The following is a 15186-nucleotide window of genomic DNA, read 5'->3' on the forward strand; positions in this document are numbered from 1 at the left end:
ATTCGCGGCGATTATCCGCGATGTGCGGTGAGCTCCATGGCGGTGTACGCGCCGACGCCGGGCTTGTAGGACTCGGGCACCACATTGTCCATCCGCAGCCGGAAGACCCCGTCCACGGTGTCGTCCACCATGATTCGCCATTCCCAGTCACCCGCGTAGGTCGCCGACAGTTCGACCTGCTTCCCCGGCAACGCGGTACCGGTCAGCACCGACGGTCCCGGTTTCTGATGCCAGGTGTCACTCCACAGCGCCTGCGCCTGCCCGTCCGCGTCCGCGCCGACGACCAGCAGTCCCTGCTGCGGCCCGTCCGCCGGATGGCTCCAGGTGTAGCCGATCGACGCCAGATTCCCGCCCGCTCCGAAGCTGACCGTGACGGTCGCGGCGGAGGTTTCCATGGTGTCGGTCGGCATCAGCCGAAAATCGTTCGCGCCGGACCATTGCCCCAGCAGATTCGCCAGCATCGCCATGCGGCCGAGGGTAGCCGTGCACCTGGGTTCCGGCACCGTATTGCCACGCTGTAAACTCGTGATCATCATGCAGCGGGCAAGCCTTCTCCTCGGCCGCCGCGGCGGGGTCTGATACGGACCGGCTCCCGTCGCGGGTGTTCGTCGTGCCGGTCTACCCCATACCTGGGATCCAGCCACACTCTCGGAGATAAATCGCCATGTCACCCGCTGATGCTTTCGTTTCCGGTTCGCGCACGATCAACGTGCCGTCGAAGCCGGCCCCTGCCGACCAGCCTGCCTGGAACACGCAGAAGAACTCCTCCATGCCGACCTTCCGGTACCGGCCGTTCGCGGAGGAGGTCGAGCCCATCTCGGTGCCCGACCGCACCTGGCCCGACAAGATCATCGATCGCGCCCCGTCCTGGTGTGCGGTGGATCTGCGCGACGGCAATCAGGCGCTCATCGATCCGATGAGCCCGGCCCGCAAGCGCCGCATGTTCGATCTGCTGGTGCGGATGGGCTACAAGGAAATCGAGGTCGGCTTCCCCGCCGCCTCGCAGACCGACTTCGACTTCGTCCGCGAGATCATCGAGGACGGCGCGATCCCGGACGATGTCACCATTCAGGTGCTGACCCAGTCCCGCGCCGAACTGATCGAGCGCACCTTCGAGGCGTGCGCGGGCGCACCGCAGGCCATCGTGCACTTCTACAACTCGACCTCGATCCTGCAGCGCCGCGTGGTGTTCCGCGCGGACCGCGAGGCCGTCAAGAAGATCGCCACCGACGCCGCGACGCTGTGCCTGGAGATCGAGAAGAAGTACCCGGACACCCGCTGGCGCTACGAGTACAGCCCCGAGTCGTACACCGGCACCGAGCTGGATTACGCACTGGACGTATGTGATTCGGTATCGGCGATCATTCAGCCGACCCCCGAGAAGCCGCTGATCATCAACCTGCCGGCGACCGTGGAGATGGCGACCCCGAACGTCTACGCCGACTCCATCGAATGGATGAGCCGGAACCTGGCGCGCCGCGATTCCATCGTGCTGTCGCTGCACCCGCACAATGACCGCGGCACCGCCGTGGCCGCCGCCGAACTGGGCTACCAGGCCGGTGCGGATCGCATCGAGGGCTGCCTGTTCGGCAACGGTGAGCGCACCGGCAATGTCTGCCTGGTGACCCTGGGGATGAACCTGTTCTCGCGCGGTGTGGATCCGCAGATCGACTTCAGCAATATCGACGAGATCCGCCGCACGGTCGAATACTGCAACCAGCTGCCCGTCGCCGAGCGCCACCCGTACGGCGGTGACCTGGTCTACACCGCGTTCTCCGGCTCGCATCAGGACGCCATCAACAAGGGCCTGGACGCCATGAAGGCCGCGGCCGACGCCGCGGATTCCGATGTGGCCGATATGACCTGGGCGGTCCCGTACCTGCCCATCGACCCGAAGGACGTCGGCCGCACGTACGAGGCTGTCATCCGGGTGAATTCGCAGTCCGGCAAGGGCGGCGTCGCCTACATCATGAAGACCGATCACGGGCTGGTGCTGCCGCGCCGCCTGCAGATCGAGTTCTCGCAGGCGGTCCAGAAGATCACCGACGGTGAGGGCGGCGAGGTCACCCCGAAGGAGATGTGGGACGTCTTCTCCGAGGAGTACCTGACCCCGATCGTGCCGCTGGAGCGCATCCGGCAGAAGGTCACCGCCTCCGAATTGGACGGCGGCGTCGACCATATCGAGGCCGTGGTCAAGGTGGACGGCGTCGAACAGGCCATCTCCGGTGAGGGCAACGGCCCGCTCGCCGCGTTCGTGGACGCGCTGGCCACCATCGGATACGACGTGCGCGTACTGGATTACAGCGAGCACGCCATGTCCTCGGGCGATGACGCGCAGGCCGCCGCCTACGTGGAATGCGCCATCGGCGACAAGGTGACCTGGGGCGTCGGCATCGCCACCTCGATCACCACCGCATCGCTGCGCGCGGTCGTCTCGGCCGTCAACCGCGCGGCCCGCGGCAACTGATCCACATCGATCCACAGCGCTGATCCCGCTCCGAGATTCGGGGCGGGATCATCGTTTTCCACAGTGAACTCCCGGTAGCGGCGCAGTTGCGCGGGGGTGCGAGGTATTACCAGGCCAGGGTGGGAGAGCGTCGGCAATGCTAGCGTGGAACCGCATTAGCGCCGAGCTCTCTGTTCGAGCTGTCGAGCAGATGGGGGACACGTGACTACGAACGATCAGAATTCGACCGCACAGGCCGCGGCCGGGCTGCCGGTGGACGCCGACGATGTCAAGGATGAGCACGCCTCGTCCGGCGCGGGCGCCCCGGAGCCGGGTAAGGCCGAGGCCGAAGCCAATGGCGAGGGTGAGCAGGGCGCGGGTTTCTTCCCGCCGGTGCCGGACTCGATCGAGCAGACCACCGTCTTCCCGCCCGAGGCCGCGCCCTACGGTGCGGGCCAGCCGGGATTCCCGCAGCAGGGACCGTACGGCCAGCCGTACCAGGGCGGCCCGAACGGCCCGTTCGAGGGACAGGGCCCGTTCGCGGGCAACCAGTTCCCGCAGGGGCCGCCGCAGGGTTTCCCGCCCACCGGCAATTACCCCGCACCCGATGCCGGACAGTTCGCGCCGCCGCCGAATTCGGCTGCGCCGGGCCAGTTCCCGGGTCCGGACGGCAGCTACGGCGAGGTCCGCGACAACACCCCGTACGGTGAGATCCGGCAGGAAATCGGCAGCGACGGCATGGTTCGCCGGGTGTTTCCCGACCAGCCCGCTCAGCCCGATCCGGGTGCTCAGCACGGACCGGAGGGCGCTGCCGGACCGGGCGGCGCACCCGGGCAGTTCGGTCACCCCGGGCAGTTCGCGCCGTCCAATGATCAACCGGGCGGGCCGATCTACAGCTGGTCCCCGCCGCCCGCGCAGGCGCCGCAGCAGCAGCTGCCGCCGCAGGGTTTCCCGCAGCAGGGCTGGAATGGTCAGCCGCAGCAGGGATTTCCGCAGCAGCAGGGCGGATTCCAGCAGCAGCCGCCGCCGGGGCATTCGGTCAATGATCTGAATCTGTTGCGCCGGGCACGGCGCGCGCCGCGCAGTGGCTGGCGGCGTGCGGTGCACAAGGCGTCCGGCGGTGTGATCAACCCGGGCGAGTCGCCCGCGGATCTGATGCACGCGCAGCTGGTGGATCGGGTGAATCAGCCGGTGCGCGGTGATTACCGGATCGCGATCCTGTCGCTCAAGGGCGGTGTCGGAAAGACCACCACCACTGTCGGTTTGGGGTCCACCTTCGCCTCCGAGCGCGGTGACCGGGTCATCGCCATCGACGCCAATCCCGACCTGGGCACGCTCGCCCACCGGGTGCCGCGGCAGACCCGCTCCACGGTGCGAAACCTGTTGGAGGACAGCCACATCACCCGGTACTCCGATGTGCGCGCGCATACCTCCCAGGCTCCGAGCCGACTGGAAGTGCTTGCCAGCGAACAGGATCCGGCGGTGTCGGAGGCGTTCAGCGAGGCCGACTACCGCAAGGCGATCGGCATCCTGCAGCAGTTCTACAACATCATTCTCACCGACTGCGGTACCGGACTCATGCACTCGGCCATGTCCGGCGTGCTGGATATGGCGAGCTCGCTGGTGCTGGTGACCTCACCCGCCATCGACGGCGCGCGCAGCGCCTCGGCGACGCTGGACTGGCTCGATCACCACGGCTACCACAAGCTGGTGGAGCGAACCGTGGTGGTGGTCAACGCATCTCGCAAGGGTTCCTCCACGGTCGATCTGGATCAGCTGCGCAAGCTGTTCCTGGATCGCACCCGCGCGGTACAGGTGGTGCCGTTCGACGATCACCTCGCCGAGGGCGCCGAAATCGACCTGGAACTGGTCTCCAAGCCGACCCGCCGCGCCCTGCTGGAACTGGCCGCCATGGTCGCCGACGATTTCGGCTACCACGCCTCCCAGCGCTTCTCCCCGAACAACCAGCGCTGAGCCGAAAAGCACTGCACCACAGCTGAATACAGCACGCCCCGCGACGTGAAGTCGCGGGGCGTTGCGCTTGCCGGAGGTGGCGGGCAGCCTCTTGGCGGAGGACCTGCCCTCCTGCGGCGAATGCGCCGAACGCCCCGCAGCATCAGCTGCGGGGCGTCCTCTCGTTTTACTTCAGGCGTGGACCAGGGGTGCGAGGGCGCGGCCCGCCAGATCCACGGTGCCGGGCTCGTGGCCGTTGGTGACCAGGTTGACGATGAGGCCGTCGATGCCGTGGTCGAGGACGCGGGCTTGCAGCTGCTCGGCCACCTCGTCGGGGGTGCCGACGAATTGGCGGTCGGCGGGGGACTGCTTCAGGGCCTCGACGGGCATGGAGGACAGGTCTGTAATGCCTATGCGGGCAAGGAGATCCGCCTGGGTCTTGCGGGCTCGATCGCCGTCCTCGTCGACGATGACGAAGGCCAGGTAGCTGGTCTCCAGGGTGTCGCGGGCGCGGCCGGCCTCGTCGAGGCGGGCGTGCAGGGCCTCCAGCTTGCGGGGCAGTTCGGAGGCGTTGCAGATGATATTGAGGTGGTCGGCGAAGCGCGCGGCCAGCGCGAACGTCTTCTTCTCGCCACCGCCGCCGAGCATGATCGGCAGATCATCGCGCACGCGCGGCTCGTTCATGGCGTCCTGGGTCTGATACCACTTGCCGTCGAAGGTGGAGTGCTGACCGCGCAGCATCGGCGTGATGATCTGCAGGGCCTCCTCCAGGCGTTCGAACCGCTGGGTGAAGGTGCCGAAATCGAAGCCGTACGCCTGATGTTCGAGCTCGAACCAGCCCGCGCCGATGCCGAGCACCGCGCGCCCGCTGCTCACCACGTCCAGTGTGGTGACGGTCTTGGCGGTGAGCGCCGGATTGCGGTAGGTATTGCCGGTCACCAAGGCGGACAACTGAATTCGCTCGGTGACCGCCGCCAGTCCGGACAGCGTGCTGTACGCCTCCAGCATGGGCTGATCGGGCGTGCCGAGCAGCGGCAGCTGATAGAAGTGATCCATGACGAAGGCGGCGTCGAATCCGGCCGCCTCGGCTTCGCGCGCCTGCGCGGCCACGGCCGCGAACAGCTCGCGCGGCGCTACCCCGTAGCTGAAGTTGGGCATCTGATATCCGAGACGAATGCTCATGCGTTCACGCTATGACCTGGAGTGCACTCCAAGTCAAGTGCCGCACCGGATGTTCATTGTGCGGCAGCGTATTCCCGGGCGCGAAGGCCCGCATCAGCCGTTGGTGGTGCGGCGGGCGGCTCGCTGAAAGGCCGCGAGCACGGTGGCGACGGCGGGCCTCTTCTCCGCGTGCGGCCGGGTCGCCAGATCGTAGAGCCGGGCCGCGCGCACGCCCGCCAGGCGCAGCATCACCAGATCCGGATGCCGCACCGCGTGGCGCGGCATGAGCGCGATGCCGTAGCCGGAGGCGACCAGCGCCTCGATCACGGTGAAATCGTTGAGCCGCTGCGCGATTCGCGGCTGCACGCCGGTGACCGTGGCGATCGACCGCAGCACATCATCCACAGGGAATCCGCCCCGCACACTCAACCAGGTCTCATCCGCCAGCTCGGCGGGCACCACCGCCCCCTGCCGCGCCAGCCGATGCTCGGGCCCCACCACCACATCGATCGGCTCGCGCATGAGCACCCGCGAGGCCACCCGCGCCCCGCTCATGGACGCCGACCGCTCATCGCGATGGGTCAGCACCACGTCGTAATCGGCAAGCAGCCGAGGCACTTCCACCGGCGGCACATCCTCATCGGCCGCCACCATCTCCACCCCGGTCTCCGCCAATTCGGCGAGCACATGCGGCAGCAGCAGCGCCGCCCCCGACGGAAACAGCGCCACCCGCACCTGCCCGCGCGGCGACCCCCGATACGACGCCATCTCGGCCGCGGCCTTCTCCATCGCGGCCAGCACCTCATCCGCCCGCACGACGAGTGCCCGCCCGGCATCGGTCAATCGCACCCGCCGCCCGTCCGGCTCCAGCAGCGCCACCCCGGCCTCCCGCGCCAGCACCTTCAACTGCTGCGAAACGGCCGACGGTGTCATCGACAGTGCCGCCGCCACCGCCGCCACCGTCCCCCGATCCGCCAATTCCCGCAGCACCCGCAACCGCTCCACCGACATGAGCGGCCCCCCGCTGCCGACCTCACTCGAATCACCCACGCGCCCGGTATTTTCCGCACCGCCGCCGGGCGAATCAGGCCGAAGTTCGGGTGGCCGCAGGCTCGCTGTGCCCGGATTGTCCGCCCCGGCCGGTGCCGCGACGGCCTCCGCCAGGGTCCGGGGTGGGGTACCCGCCGGGAGGTGGCGGGGCCCCATCGTGGTCGGGGTGGTGATGCGGCGCGGGCGGGGAACGGTGCGGGGTGGGGTGGGGTGTTCCGGGTCTTCGGGGTGATGCATAGATAAGTTCTACTACATCATTGGTGCAGAATTATTCGATTGTTCTTACCTATGGATGGCTTCAGTATTTGCCGCATGACCAATCGTGATCGGCTGCTCGGCCTGGGTGTCGTGGTGCTCTGGGGACTGAATTTCCTGGCCATTCGGGTCGGGCTCGATCACTTCGAGCCGTTCTTCTTCGCGGCCCTGCGGTTCGCGGTGATCGCGGTGCCGGTGCTGATGTTCGTGCCGCGGCCGCAGGTGCCGTGGCGCTGGTTGCTGCTGTACGGCGTCGGGTTCGGGATTCTGCAATTCGCGTTTCTGTTCAGCGCCATGCGGGCCGGGATGCCGACGGGGTTGTCCTCGCTGGTGTTGCAGTCGTCCGCGCCCTTCACGGTGTTGCTCGGGGCGGTGTTCCTGCGAGAACGGTTGCGGCCCATACAATTCGCCGGTATCGCGGTCGCCATGGCCGGGATGGCGGTGATCGGCTGGGATCGATCGCACAGTGCGGCGCTGCTGCCGCTGGTGCTGACGCTGCTGGCCGGATTGGGCTGGGCCTTCGGCAATATCGGGTCCCGCATGGCGGCGGCGCATGCCGCGCCCGGGGGTCCGGTGAATCCGCTGCATCTGACGCTGTGGATGACGGTGATTCCGCCGCTGCCCATGTTCGCGCTGTCCGCGCTCGTGGAGGGACCGACCACGGGCCTGCACGATCTGGCGGCCTCGTTCTCGGCGACCGGCTGGCCCGCCTATGCCGCGCTGGCGTACATCGTGCTGCTGGGCACCATCGCGGGTTCGGGCCTGTGGACGTATCTGATGAGCCGCTATCCGGCGGGCACGGTCGCACCGCTGTCGCTGCTGGTTCCGGTGGTGGGCATCGCGGCCTCGTGGGCGTTCCTGCATGAGCGTCCGACGGCGGTTTCCCTGCTGGGGGCGGCCATTGTCATCGCGGGCGCGTTCACCGCGACCTCGGCGCGACCCGGACAGTCTGCGAAGTCTGCGAAGCGAATAGTCGGCATTCGGGCATCAATGTTCAACACAAGGTACGCAAAACAGGACCCAACGGACCAAACCCCGGTTCCCGCTGCCTAGGATTCCCCCAGGCGTGGGAGGTAGGGAATGACTGGACAGCGTTTGTCCGTCACGCGGCGAACGGTGCTGCGTGGCGCGGTCGCGGCTGGTGCGCTGGCGGGCGCCGCCGCCACCTTGCGACCCACTCCCGCGCACGCCGATCCGAGTCGCAGCGTGGCCGTGCTGGGCGGCGGTGTCGCCGGTCTCACCGCCGCGCACGAATTGGCCGAACGCGGTTTCGACGTCACCGTGTACGAGCGCCGGGCACTCGGTGGCAAAGCCCGCAGTATCCCGGTGCCGAACAGTGGCCGGGACGGCCGCCCGGAACTCATGGGCGAGCACGGTTTCCGCTTCTTCCCCGGCTTCTACCGGCACATTCCCGACACCATGCGGCGAATCCCGTTCGCGGGCAATGCGAACGGGGTCTGGGACAATCTGGTCGCCGCCTCCGAGGCGCGTTTCTCCCGCCGCGACGCCGATGACGTGATCCTGCCGATGGGTAAGGCCGGGCGAATCTGGGCCACCCCCGACGACTTCCGGGAAACCGTCGGTTCGGCCATCGCCACCAGCACCAAGATGTCCGAGTCGGACGCGCTCTACTTCGCCAATCGACTACTGGTGTTCAACACCAGCTGTGATGCCCGCCGCTACGGCCAGTGGGACAAGGTCGCCTGGCGCGAATACGTGGGCGCGGGCCGCCGCTCCACCGAATTCCGCATGCTGCTCTCGCGCACCCTCACCACGCTGCTGGTGGCGGCCAAGGACGATCTGGCCAGCACCCTCACCATCGGCAATATGGGTGAGCAGTTCCTGGGCAATCCCCTGGAGGTCGCCAATGACGGTGCGCTGGACCGGCTGCTGAACGGTTCCACCAATGAGGCGTGGATCAATCCGTGGGTCGCGCGGCTGCGTGATCTGGGCGTGAAATTCGCGACCGGCGAGGTGCGCGGACTCGAAATCGCGGACGGCAGAATCACTTCCGCGCGCATTGTGGACGGTTCCGGCGCGGCCCGTCAGGTCGAGGCCGACTATTTCATCTCCGCCGTGCCCACCGAGGTCGCCCGCACCCTGTGGACACCCGAAATCCTTTCCCGCCGACCGGAATTGGCGGGCATGAATCAGCTCATGGTGGATTGGATGACCGGCATCCAGTTCTTCCTGAAGACCGAGACCAATATCGCGCGCGGGCATGCCGCCTACGTGGATTCGCCGTGGTCGCTGACCTCCATTTCGCAGAATCAGTTCTGGAACCGCACCCCGGTGACGGGTATGGGCGACGGCACCGTCAAGGACTGCCTGTCGGTGGACATCTCCGACTGGAACACCCCCGGCATGCTGTACGGCAAACCCGCCAAGGAATGCACCCACGACGAGATCGCCCGCGAGGTGTGGGCGCAGCTCAAGGCGCACCTCAATGATCAGCGCGAACTCTTGAGCGATGCCGATCTGCACTCCTGGTTCCTGGACACCGGCATCACCTGGGACGCCGGGGCCAAGCGCAACACCAATGCCGATCCGCTGCTCATCAATACCGCGGGCTCCTGGGCGCTGCGCCCGGAATCGCATACCGCCGATATCGAAAACCTTTTCCTGGCAGGCGATTACGTGCGCACCAATGTGGATCTGGCGACCATGGAGGGTGCGTCCGAGGCCGCGCGCACCGCGGTGAACGCGGTACTGGACGTCTCGGGTTCCAATGCCCCGCGCTGCCAGCTGTTCAAGCTGTACCGCGCCACCGAGCTGGAACCGTTCCGGCAGTTGGACATCGCGCGCTACAAGGCCGGTCAGGCGAATCTCTTCGACATTCCCATGTAGCGACATTCCCTACAAATCACTGGCGGCACACCTTGGTTCGCGCGTTCAATCGAAGTCATGAGCGAGATCAAGGATCCGGCTGAACTGCGTGAACTCCTGGGCGCTCCGACGCCCCGGGCCGTCGCCAAGGAGCGGGTCGCGCTGCACGAGCGCGATAAGGAGTGGATCTCCCTGTCTCCCTTCGTGGTACTGGCCACCAGCGACGCCGACGGCAATTGCGATGCCTCGCCCAAGGGCGATCCGGCGGGTTTCGTGCGGGTGCTCGACGACACCACCATCGCCATTCCCGAGCGGCCGGGTAATCGCCGCGCGGACGGCTATCTCAATATTCTGAGCAATCCGCATGTGGGCGTGATCTTCCTGATTCCCGGTCGCGGGGAAACCCTGCGCGTCAACGGCCGCGCGCGACTGGTGCGCGATGCCCCGTACTTCGACGACATGGTGGTCAAGGGCCATCGCCCGATCCTGGCCGTCGAGGTGGATGTGCAGCAGATCTTCCTGCACTGCGCCAAGGCTTTCCTGCGCAGCGGCCTGTGGAAGCCGGAGCAGTGGCCGGTCGACACCCTGCCCAGTCAGGCCCGGCTGGTGAAGGAATTGCAGCCCGGCACCACCGAAACGCTCGAACAATTGGAGAAGCACTACTCGCACACCTATGAGGAGCTGCTCTACAAGTCCTGAATGCGGCGCACCTCACGCGCGCCGGGTCGATGCCGCCTGCGCATCGGCCCGGTCGCACCAATAAACTCGCGGCGTGGCAGACATTTCGGTACGCGGACAGCTGGCGCTGCGGGCGGCGACGGCGGCGTCATGGGCGTCGCGGCGCGCCGGGCGCGGCAACGGTTCGATGATCGGCGGCCTGATCGCGCTGAAAATCGATCCGACGATCATGACCCAGCTCGGGCGGGGTCGCCGGACGGTGCTGGTCACCGGCACCAACGGCAAGTCGACCACCACCCGCATGACCACCGCCGCGCTACAGACGATCGGCGCGGTCGCCACCCAGGCGGACGGCGCCAATATGGATGCCGGAATCGTGGCCGCGCTCACCGCGAATCGGGTCGCGCCGCTGGCCGCCATCGAGGTGGATGAACTGCATCTGCCGCATGTGGCCGATGCGCTGGAGCCGGCCGCGGTGGTGCTGCTCAATCTGTCCCGCGATCAGCTGGACCGGGTCGGCGAGATCAATATGATCGAGCGCCGCCTGCGCGCCGGTATGGCGCGGCATCCGGATGCGGTGCTGATCGCCAATTGCGATGACGTACTGGTCACCTCGATCGCCTACGACCATCCGAATGTGGTGTGGGTGTCCGCCGGGAGCGGCTGGGCGGTGGACTCGGCCAGCTGCCCGCGCAGCGGTGAGCCCATCGTGTGGGAGGGCGAGCACTGGTACAGCACCGGCGCGGATTTCAAGCGCCCGGAACCGCAGTGGCGGGTGGACGAGCACGGCATCCACGGTCCGGACGGCCTGGAATTGCCGCTGGCCCTTGCCCTTCCGGGGCGCGCCAATCGCGGTAACGCCACCCAGGCGGTGGCCGCCGCCGTGGCGATGGGCGCGGATCCGCTCGCCGCCGCGAACGCCACCGGCACCGTCACCGAGATCGCGGGCCGCTACCGCACCGTCGAGGTGAACGGGCATAACGCGCGACTGCTGCTGGCCAAGAATCCGGCGGGCTGGCAGGAGGCGCTGTCCATGATCGACTCCGCCGCAACGGGTTTGGTGATCGCGGTGAACGGCCAGGTGCCGGACGGCGAGGATCTGTCCTGGCTCTGGGATGTGCGCTTCGAACATTTCGAGGGCACCCAGGTGGTGGCGGCGGGCGAACGCGCCACCGATCTCGCGGTGCGCCTGACCTACGCGGGCGTCGATCACATCACCGTCGCGGATCCCTTGCGCGCCATCGCATCCTGCCCGCCGGGCAAGGTCGAGGTGCTCGCCAATTACACGGCCTTCCGTGACCTGAACCGCGACCTGGAAGCGAAGGCCCGCGCATGAGTGAATCGACCGTCCGCATCGGCCTGGTGCTGCCCGATGTCATGGGCACCTACGGCGATGGCGGCAATGCCCTGGTGCTGCGCCAGCGCCTGCGCCTGCGCGGCCACGACGCCGAGATCGTCGAGATCAATCTGTCCGATCCGGTGCCGGACTCGCTGGATATCTACACCCTCGGTGGTGCGGAGGATTCGGCCCAGCGCCTGGCCACCCGTCACCTGCAGCGTTATCCCGGGCTCCAGCAGGCCGCGGGCCGTGGTGCGCCGGTGCTCGCCATCTGCGCCGCCATCCAGGTGCTCGGCCACTGGTACGAGACGTCGTCGGGCGAAAAGGTCGACGGCGTAGGGCTTTTCGACGTCACCACCTCGCCCCAGGACAAGCGCGCCATCGGTGAGGTGGCGACGCAGCCACTGCTGCCCGGCCTCTCCCAGCCCCTGACCGGCTTCGAAAACCACCGGGGCGGAACCAAACTCGGCGGCGACGCCTCCGGCCTGGCCCGCGTCACCAAGGGTGTGGGCAATGGTGTCGGTGACGGTCTCGAGGGCGTGGTCCAGGGCTCGGTGCTGGGCACCTACATGCACGGCCCTGCCCTGGCCCGCAATCCCGAACTCGCCGACTACCTGTTGAAGCAGGCACTCGGCGTGGACACCCTGGCTCCCCTCGATCTCCCCGAGGTGGATCAGCTCCGTCGCGAACGTCTGCGCGCCTGACCGAACTCCTCCGGTTCACCGGTTTGTGAAACACCACTCCGTCATCGAGGTCGGGGGCCTTACGGCCCCCGCTAGCACGCATTTCCCGCGACACATAGCCGACACGCATGGCGAGTCTTGTGGCTCACCCTGAATGTGTTGAGCGGGGCGCGACCGGCCGGTAGTGTCGCGCGCGGCCTACTTGATGAGGGAGGTGGCCGGTTGCGCAGGCGCGCGGTGTTCAAAGCTGCCGGTATGGCGGCTCTGCTGGCGGGTATGGGATCCGGGGCCGCGATGCGCGGCGCGGGTACCGCCGCGGCGAATCCGATCTGGAACGCGCTCTTCCAGGCGTGGGTCCCGGAAATCTTTGCGCCGCTGCCTGATCCGCCGGAGCACACCGACGCCATCGTGATCGGCTCGGGCTTCGGGGCGGCGGTCACCGCGCTGCGGCTGGCCGAGGCGGGCGTATCCAATACCGTGCTGGAGCGCGGTTCGCGCTGGCCGAACGACCCCAATCGGGAGATCTTCACCGGTGACGATCTGCCGGACGGCCGCGGCTTCTGGCATCGCACCAGTTTCACCGGCGTCACCAAGGTGCCGATGACGTTCGCCGATTTCGGCGGCGTGCTCGACGTCACCGAATTCGGCGGTATCGATGTATGGCGCGGGGCGGCGGTCGGCGGTGGCTCGATCGTCTTCACCGGAGCCATGGTCGCGCCGCCGAAGCATCTGTTCGACACGGTGTTCGGCGGTATCGCCGATTACGACGAACTGGACCGGGTCTACTACCCGCGGGTGCGGGACATGCTGCGACTGAGCCCGATGCCAGCCGATATCTACAACTCGACCCCGTTCACGCATTCGCGGGTGTGGGATCGGCAGGTGCGGGCGGCGGGTTATCAACCGGTGCCCAATGATTCGATCTTCAACTGGGATGTGCTGCGCGCCGAACTGGCGGGCGCGTCGCGGGCGTCGGCCACGGCCTCGCGCAGCAATCTCGGCAATTCCAATGGCGCGAAGTTCGATCTGAATCAGAACTATCTGCGCTACGCCGAGGCCACCGGGCGCACCGGAATCTTCCCCGGGCATCGGGTGGATTCGATCGGCCAGGACGGCAGCGGCAAGTACGTGGTGTCGGTGACCAAACTGGCCCCGACCGGTCAGATACTCGGCACCCGCACGCTCACCTGCAACCGCCTGTTCCTGGGCGCGGGTTCGGTCGGCACCTCGGAACTGCTGGTGCGCGCGCAGGCCACCGGCACCCTGCCGAATCTGAACGAGCACATCGGCGACGGCTGGGGCACCAATGGCGATGTGGTGCTGGCGCGCAGCGTCAGCGAGCCCACCACCACCGGTGGCGGCGTGCCGAGCGCCAGCCGCATCCTGGACGAGTCCGGAGTGCCGCTGACACTCGAAAACTGGTATGTCCCAGGCATTCCCGTGGACACCCTGGCCATCGCCTCGCTCGGTATGGTGCTGGATCCGACCCGGGCGCGCTTCGGCTATGACCGGGCCCGCAATACCGTCGGCCTGAATTGGCCGCGCGCCACCCAGGATCACGTGATCGCCGCGTGCCGGACCGTGGATCGCCGCATCGCGAGCCTGTCGAATTCCTCGGTCGACTATTCGCCGATCGGCTACGACGCCAACGCGGCGTTCACCGCCCATCCGCTCGGCGGCGCGGTCTTCGGCCGGGCCACCGATGTGAACGGGCGGGTGCACGGTCATCCGGGTCTGTACGTGATGGACGGCGCGGGCATTCCGGGCAGTACCGCGACGGTGAACCCGTCGCTCACCATCACCGCGCTCGCCGAGCGCAATATCGAGGCGATCATTCGCGCGGGCAGATAGCTGGACGACGGGCTGCGAGGTTGCTCGCGCACGCTGTATATATGCGCCGCGAGCCATGACGCAGCCCGAGTCACGCGTTTCGGACCGATCCGGCCGGGGCAATTACGCTGGCGCCAGACCGTTCAGTGAGGAAGGGGTCGGCGTGAGCGAAATCGGCGCACCGGAGGCGGAGAAATTCCCGCCGAAGCCACCCGCCCTGTGGACGGATCTGTTCATGCTCGCACTGGCCGTGGTGTCGGTGGCGCTGGTGGTCTGGGTGACGTTCTTCCCGGTCTCCGGGCACACCTATCACGCGATTCGGATCGTCGACTACAGCATCTGCGCGATCTTCCTGGCCGAATTTCTGTGGCGCTGGCGGCGGGAGGCGTGGAGCTGGACGTTCCCGTTCATCTACTGGTACGAGGTACTGGGCATGATCCCGGTGACCAGCCCGTTCTTCCGCGGTTTCCGGCTGCTGCGGATCGTGGTGATCGCGGTCCGCGTCGGCCGGGTGGCCGATCGCGCGCTCGGTGAACGCGTCACCGCCGCCGTGGTGAATCGCTCGGTCGGCGTCATCGTCGAGGCGGTGAAGCGCCCGGTCACCATGGCCGTCATCGATGAGGTCGGCGAGGTGCTGCGCACCGGCCACTACGCCCGCAATATCGCGAACGCGCTGGAGGAGAACCGGGGTGAGCTCGATCAGATGATGCTCGAGCTCATCCGCCAGGATCCGCAATTGGGCCGGGTGCGCTATCTCCCGTTCCACGAGGACATCATTCGCGGTATCGCCGATGCCAGTTTCCGCCTGGTGTTCCAGGTGCTCGCCGATCCGCGCACCGATGAGCTGGTGGCGGATGTGCTGCGCGAGAACATCGATCAGATGCGGACGGCGGTGCGGTCCGGGGTGCGGGTGCCGGAGTCGGTGAATCACCGTCTCCAGCAATAGTTCTCACCTGCGCGGCGAC

At 67.4% G+C, this 15186-nt stretch carries 12 protein-coding genes; 9 read left to right on the top strand and 3 right to left on the bottom strand.

Annotated elements, in window-relative coordinates; genetic code table 11:
- Positions 1-11: 11 nt before the first annotated feature.
- Positions 12-467 (bottom strand): hypothetical protein, encoded by a 456-nt coding sequence (locus ACFC0O_RS25905; protein ID WP_375962066.1) that lies wholly within the window; start codon positions 465-467, stop codon positions 12-14.
- Positions 468-664: 197 nt separating this feature from the next.
- Here ACFC0O_RS25905 and leuA point away from each other — a divergent pair, with 197 nt between their 5' ends.
- Complete coding sequence (gene leuA / locus ACFC0O_RS25910; protein ID WP_375962069.1) at positions 665-2467, top strand: 2-isopropylmalate synthase; 1803 nt, start codon at positions 665-667, stop codon at positions 2465-2467.
- Positions 2468-2668: 201 nt separating this feature from the next.
- Positions 2669-4420, top strand: coding sequence for a MinD/ParA family protein (locus ACFC0O_RS25915; protein WP_375962072.1), 1752 nt, complete (start codon positions 2669-2671; stop codon positions 4418-4420).
- 171 nt (positions 4421-4591) lie between these two features.
- On the opposite strand, the gene ACFC0O_RS25920 is transcribed toward ACFC0O_RS25915, so the two are convergent.
- Together ACFC0O_RS25920 and ACFC0O_RS25925 are read right to left on the bottom strand one after the other, a co-directional pair.
- A complete protein-coding gene (locus ACFC0O_RS25920; protein ID WP_375962075.1) occupies positions 4592-5581 on the bottom strand; it encodes an LLM class F420-dependent oxidoreductase in 990 nt (329 codons plus the stop codon).
- Positions 5582-5674: 93 nt separating this feature from the next.
- Entirely contained in the window at positions 5675-6571 is an 897-nt protein-coding gene (locus tag ACFC0O_RS25925) for a LysR family transcriptional regulator (protein WP_375963828.1), read from the bottom strand.
- Between the two features lie 351 nt (positions 6572-6922).
- Between ACFC0O_RS25925 and ACFC0O_RS25930 the strand changes: the two genes are divergently transcribed.
- The 7 genes from ACFC0O_RS25930 to ACFC0O_RS25960 all read left to right on the top strand — a co-directional run bounded on the left by ACFC0O_RS25930 (position 6923) and on the right by ACFC0O_RS25960 (position 15167).
- Positions 6923-7918, top strand: coding sequence for an EamA family transporter (locus ACFC0O_RS25930; RefSeq protein WP_375962077.1), 996 nt, complete (start codon positions 6923-6925; stop codon positions 7916-7918).
- Positions 7919-7945: 27 nt separating this feature from the next.
- Positions 7946-9712 carry an FAD-dependent oxidoreductase gene (locus ACFC0O_RS25935; RefSeq protein WP_375962080.1) on the top strand — a complete coding sequence of 589 codons (1767 nt, stop codon included), beginning with the start codon at positions 7946-7948 and terminating at the stop codon, positions 9710-9712.
- Positions 9713-9769: 57 nt separating this feature from the next.
- Positions 9770-10390: a pyridoxamine 5'-phosphate oxidase family protein gene (locus ACFC0O_RS25940; protein WP_375962082.1), complete on the top strand. Its 621-nt coding sequence runs from the start codon at positions 9770-9772 to the stop codon at positions 10388-10390.
- 73 nt (positions 10391-10463) lie between these two features.
- A complete protein-coding gene (locus ACFC0O_RS25945; protein WP_364637392.1) occupies positions 10464-11705 on the top strand; it encodes a MurT ligase domain-containing protein in 1242 nt (413 codons plus the stop codon).
- The gene (locus tag ACFC0O_RS25950) at positions 11702-12412 is read left to right on the top strand and encodes a type 1 glutamine amidotransferase (RefSeq protein ID WP_375962085.1); all 711 of its coding nucleotides are present in this window, start codon (positions 11702-11704) and stop codon (positions 12410-12412) included. Before ACFC0O_RS25945 ends, ACFC0O_RS25950 begins: the two co-directional genes overlap by 4 nt.
- Before the next feature lie 234 nt (positions 12413-12646).
- Entirely contained in the window at positions 12647-14242 is a 1596-nt protein-coding gene (locus tag ACFC0O_RS25955) for a GMC oxidoreductase (RefSeq protein ID WP_375962088.1), read from the top strand.
- 142 nt (positions 14243-14384) lie between these two features.
- Positions 14385-15167, top strand: coding sequence for an ion transporter (locus ACFC0O_RS25960; RefSeq protein ID WP_375962090.1), 783 nt, complete (start codon positions 14385-14387; stop codon positions 15165-15167).
- The last annotated feature ends 19 nt before the right edge of the window (positions 15168-15186 follow it).

Source organism: Nocardia sp. NPDC056100 (assembly GCF_042266325.1).
Taxonomy (GTDB): domain Bacteria; phylum Actinomycetota; class Actinomycetes; order Mycobacteriales; family Mycobacteriaceae; genus Nocardia.

Excerpts from the sequence above, each read along its gene's own strand:
- ACFC0O_RS25905 (WP_375962066.1), bottom strand. The coding sequence starts at position 467 with ATGGCGATGCTGGCGAATCTGCTGGGGCAATGGTCCGGCGCGAACGAT.
- leuA (WP_375962069.1), top strand. The coding sequence starts at position 665 with ATGTCACCCGCTGATGCTTTCGTTTCCGGTTCGCGCACGATCAACGTG.
- ACFC0O_RS25920 (WP_375962075.1), bottom strand. The coding sequence starts at position 5,581 with ATGAGCATTCGTCTCGGATATCAGATGCCCAACTTCAGCTACGGGGTA.
- ACFC0O_RS25925 (WP_375963828.1), bottom strand. The coding sequence starts at position 6,571 with ATGTCGGTGGAGCGGTTGCGGGTGCTGCGGGAATTGGCGGATCGGGGG.
- ACFC0O_RS25930 (WP_375962077.1), top strand. The coding sequence starts at position 6,923 with ATGACCAATCGTGATCGGCTGCTCGGCCTGGGTGTCGTGGTGCTCTGG.
- ACFC0O_RS25935 (WP_375962080.1), top strand. The coding sequence starts at position 7,946 with ATGACTGGACAGCGTTTGTCCGTCACGCGGCGAACGGTGCTGCGTGGC.
- ACFC0O_RS25940 (WP_375962082.1), top strand. The coding sequence starts at position 9,770 with ATGAGCGAGATCAAGGATCCGGCTGAACTGCGTGAACTCCTGGGCGCT.
- ACFC0O_RS25950 (WP_375962085.1), top strand. The coding sequence starts at position 11,702 with ATGAGTGAATCGACCGTCCGCATCGGCCTGGTGCTGCCCGATGTCATG.
- ACFC0O_RS25955 (WP_375962088.1), top strand. The coding sequence starts at position 12,647 with ATGGCGGCTCTGCTGGCGGGTATGGGATCCGGGGCCGCGATGCGCGGC.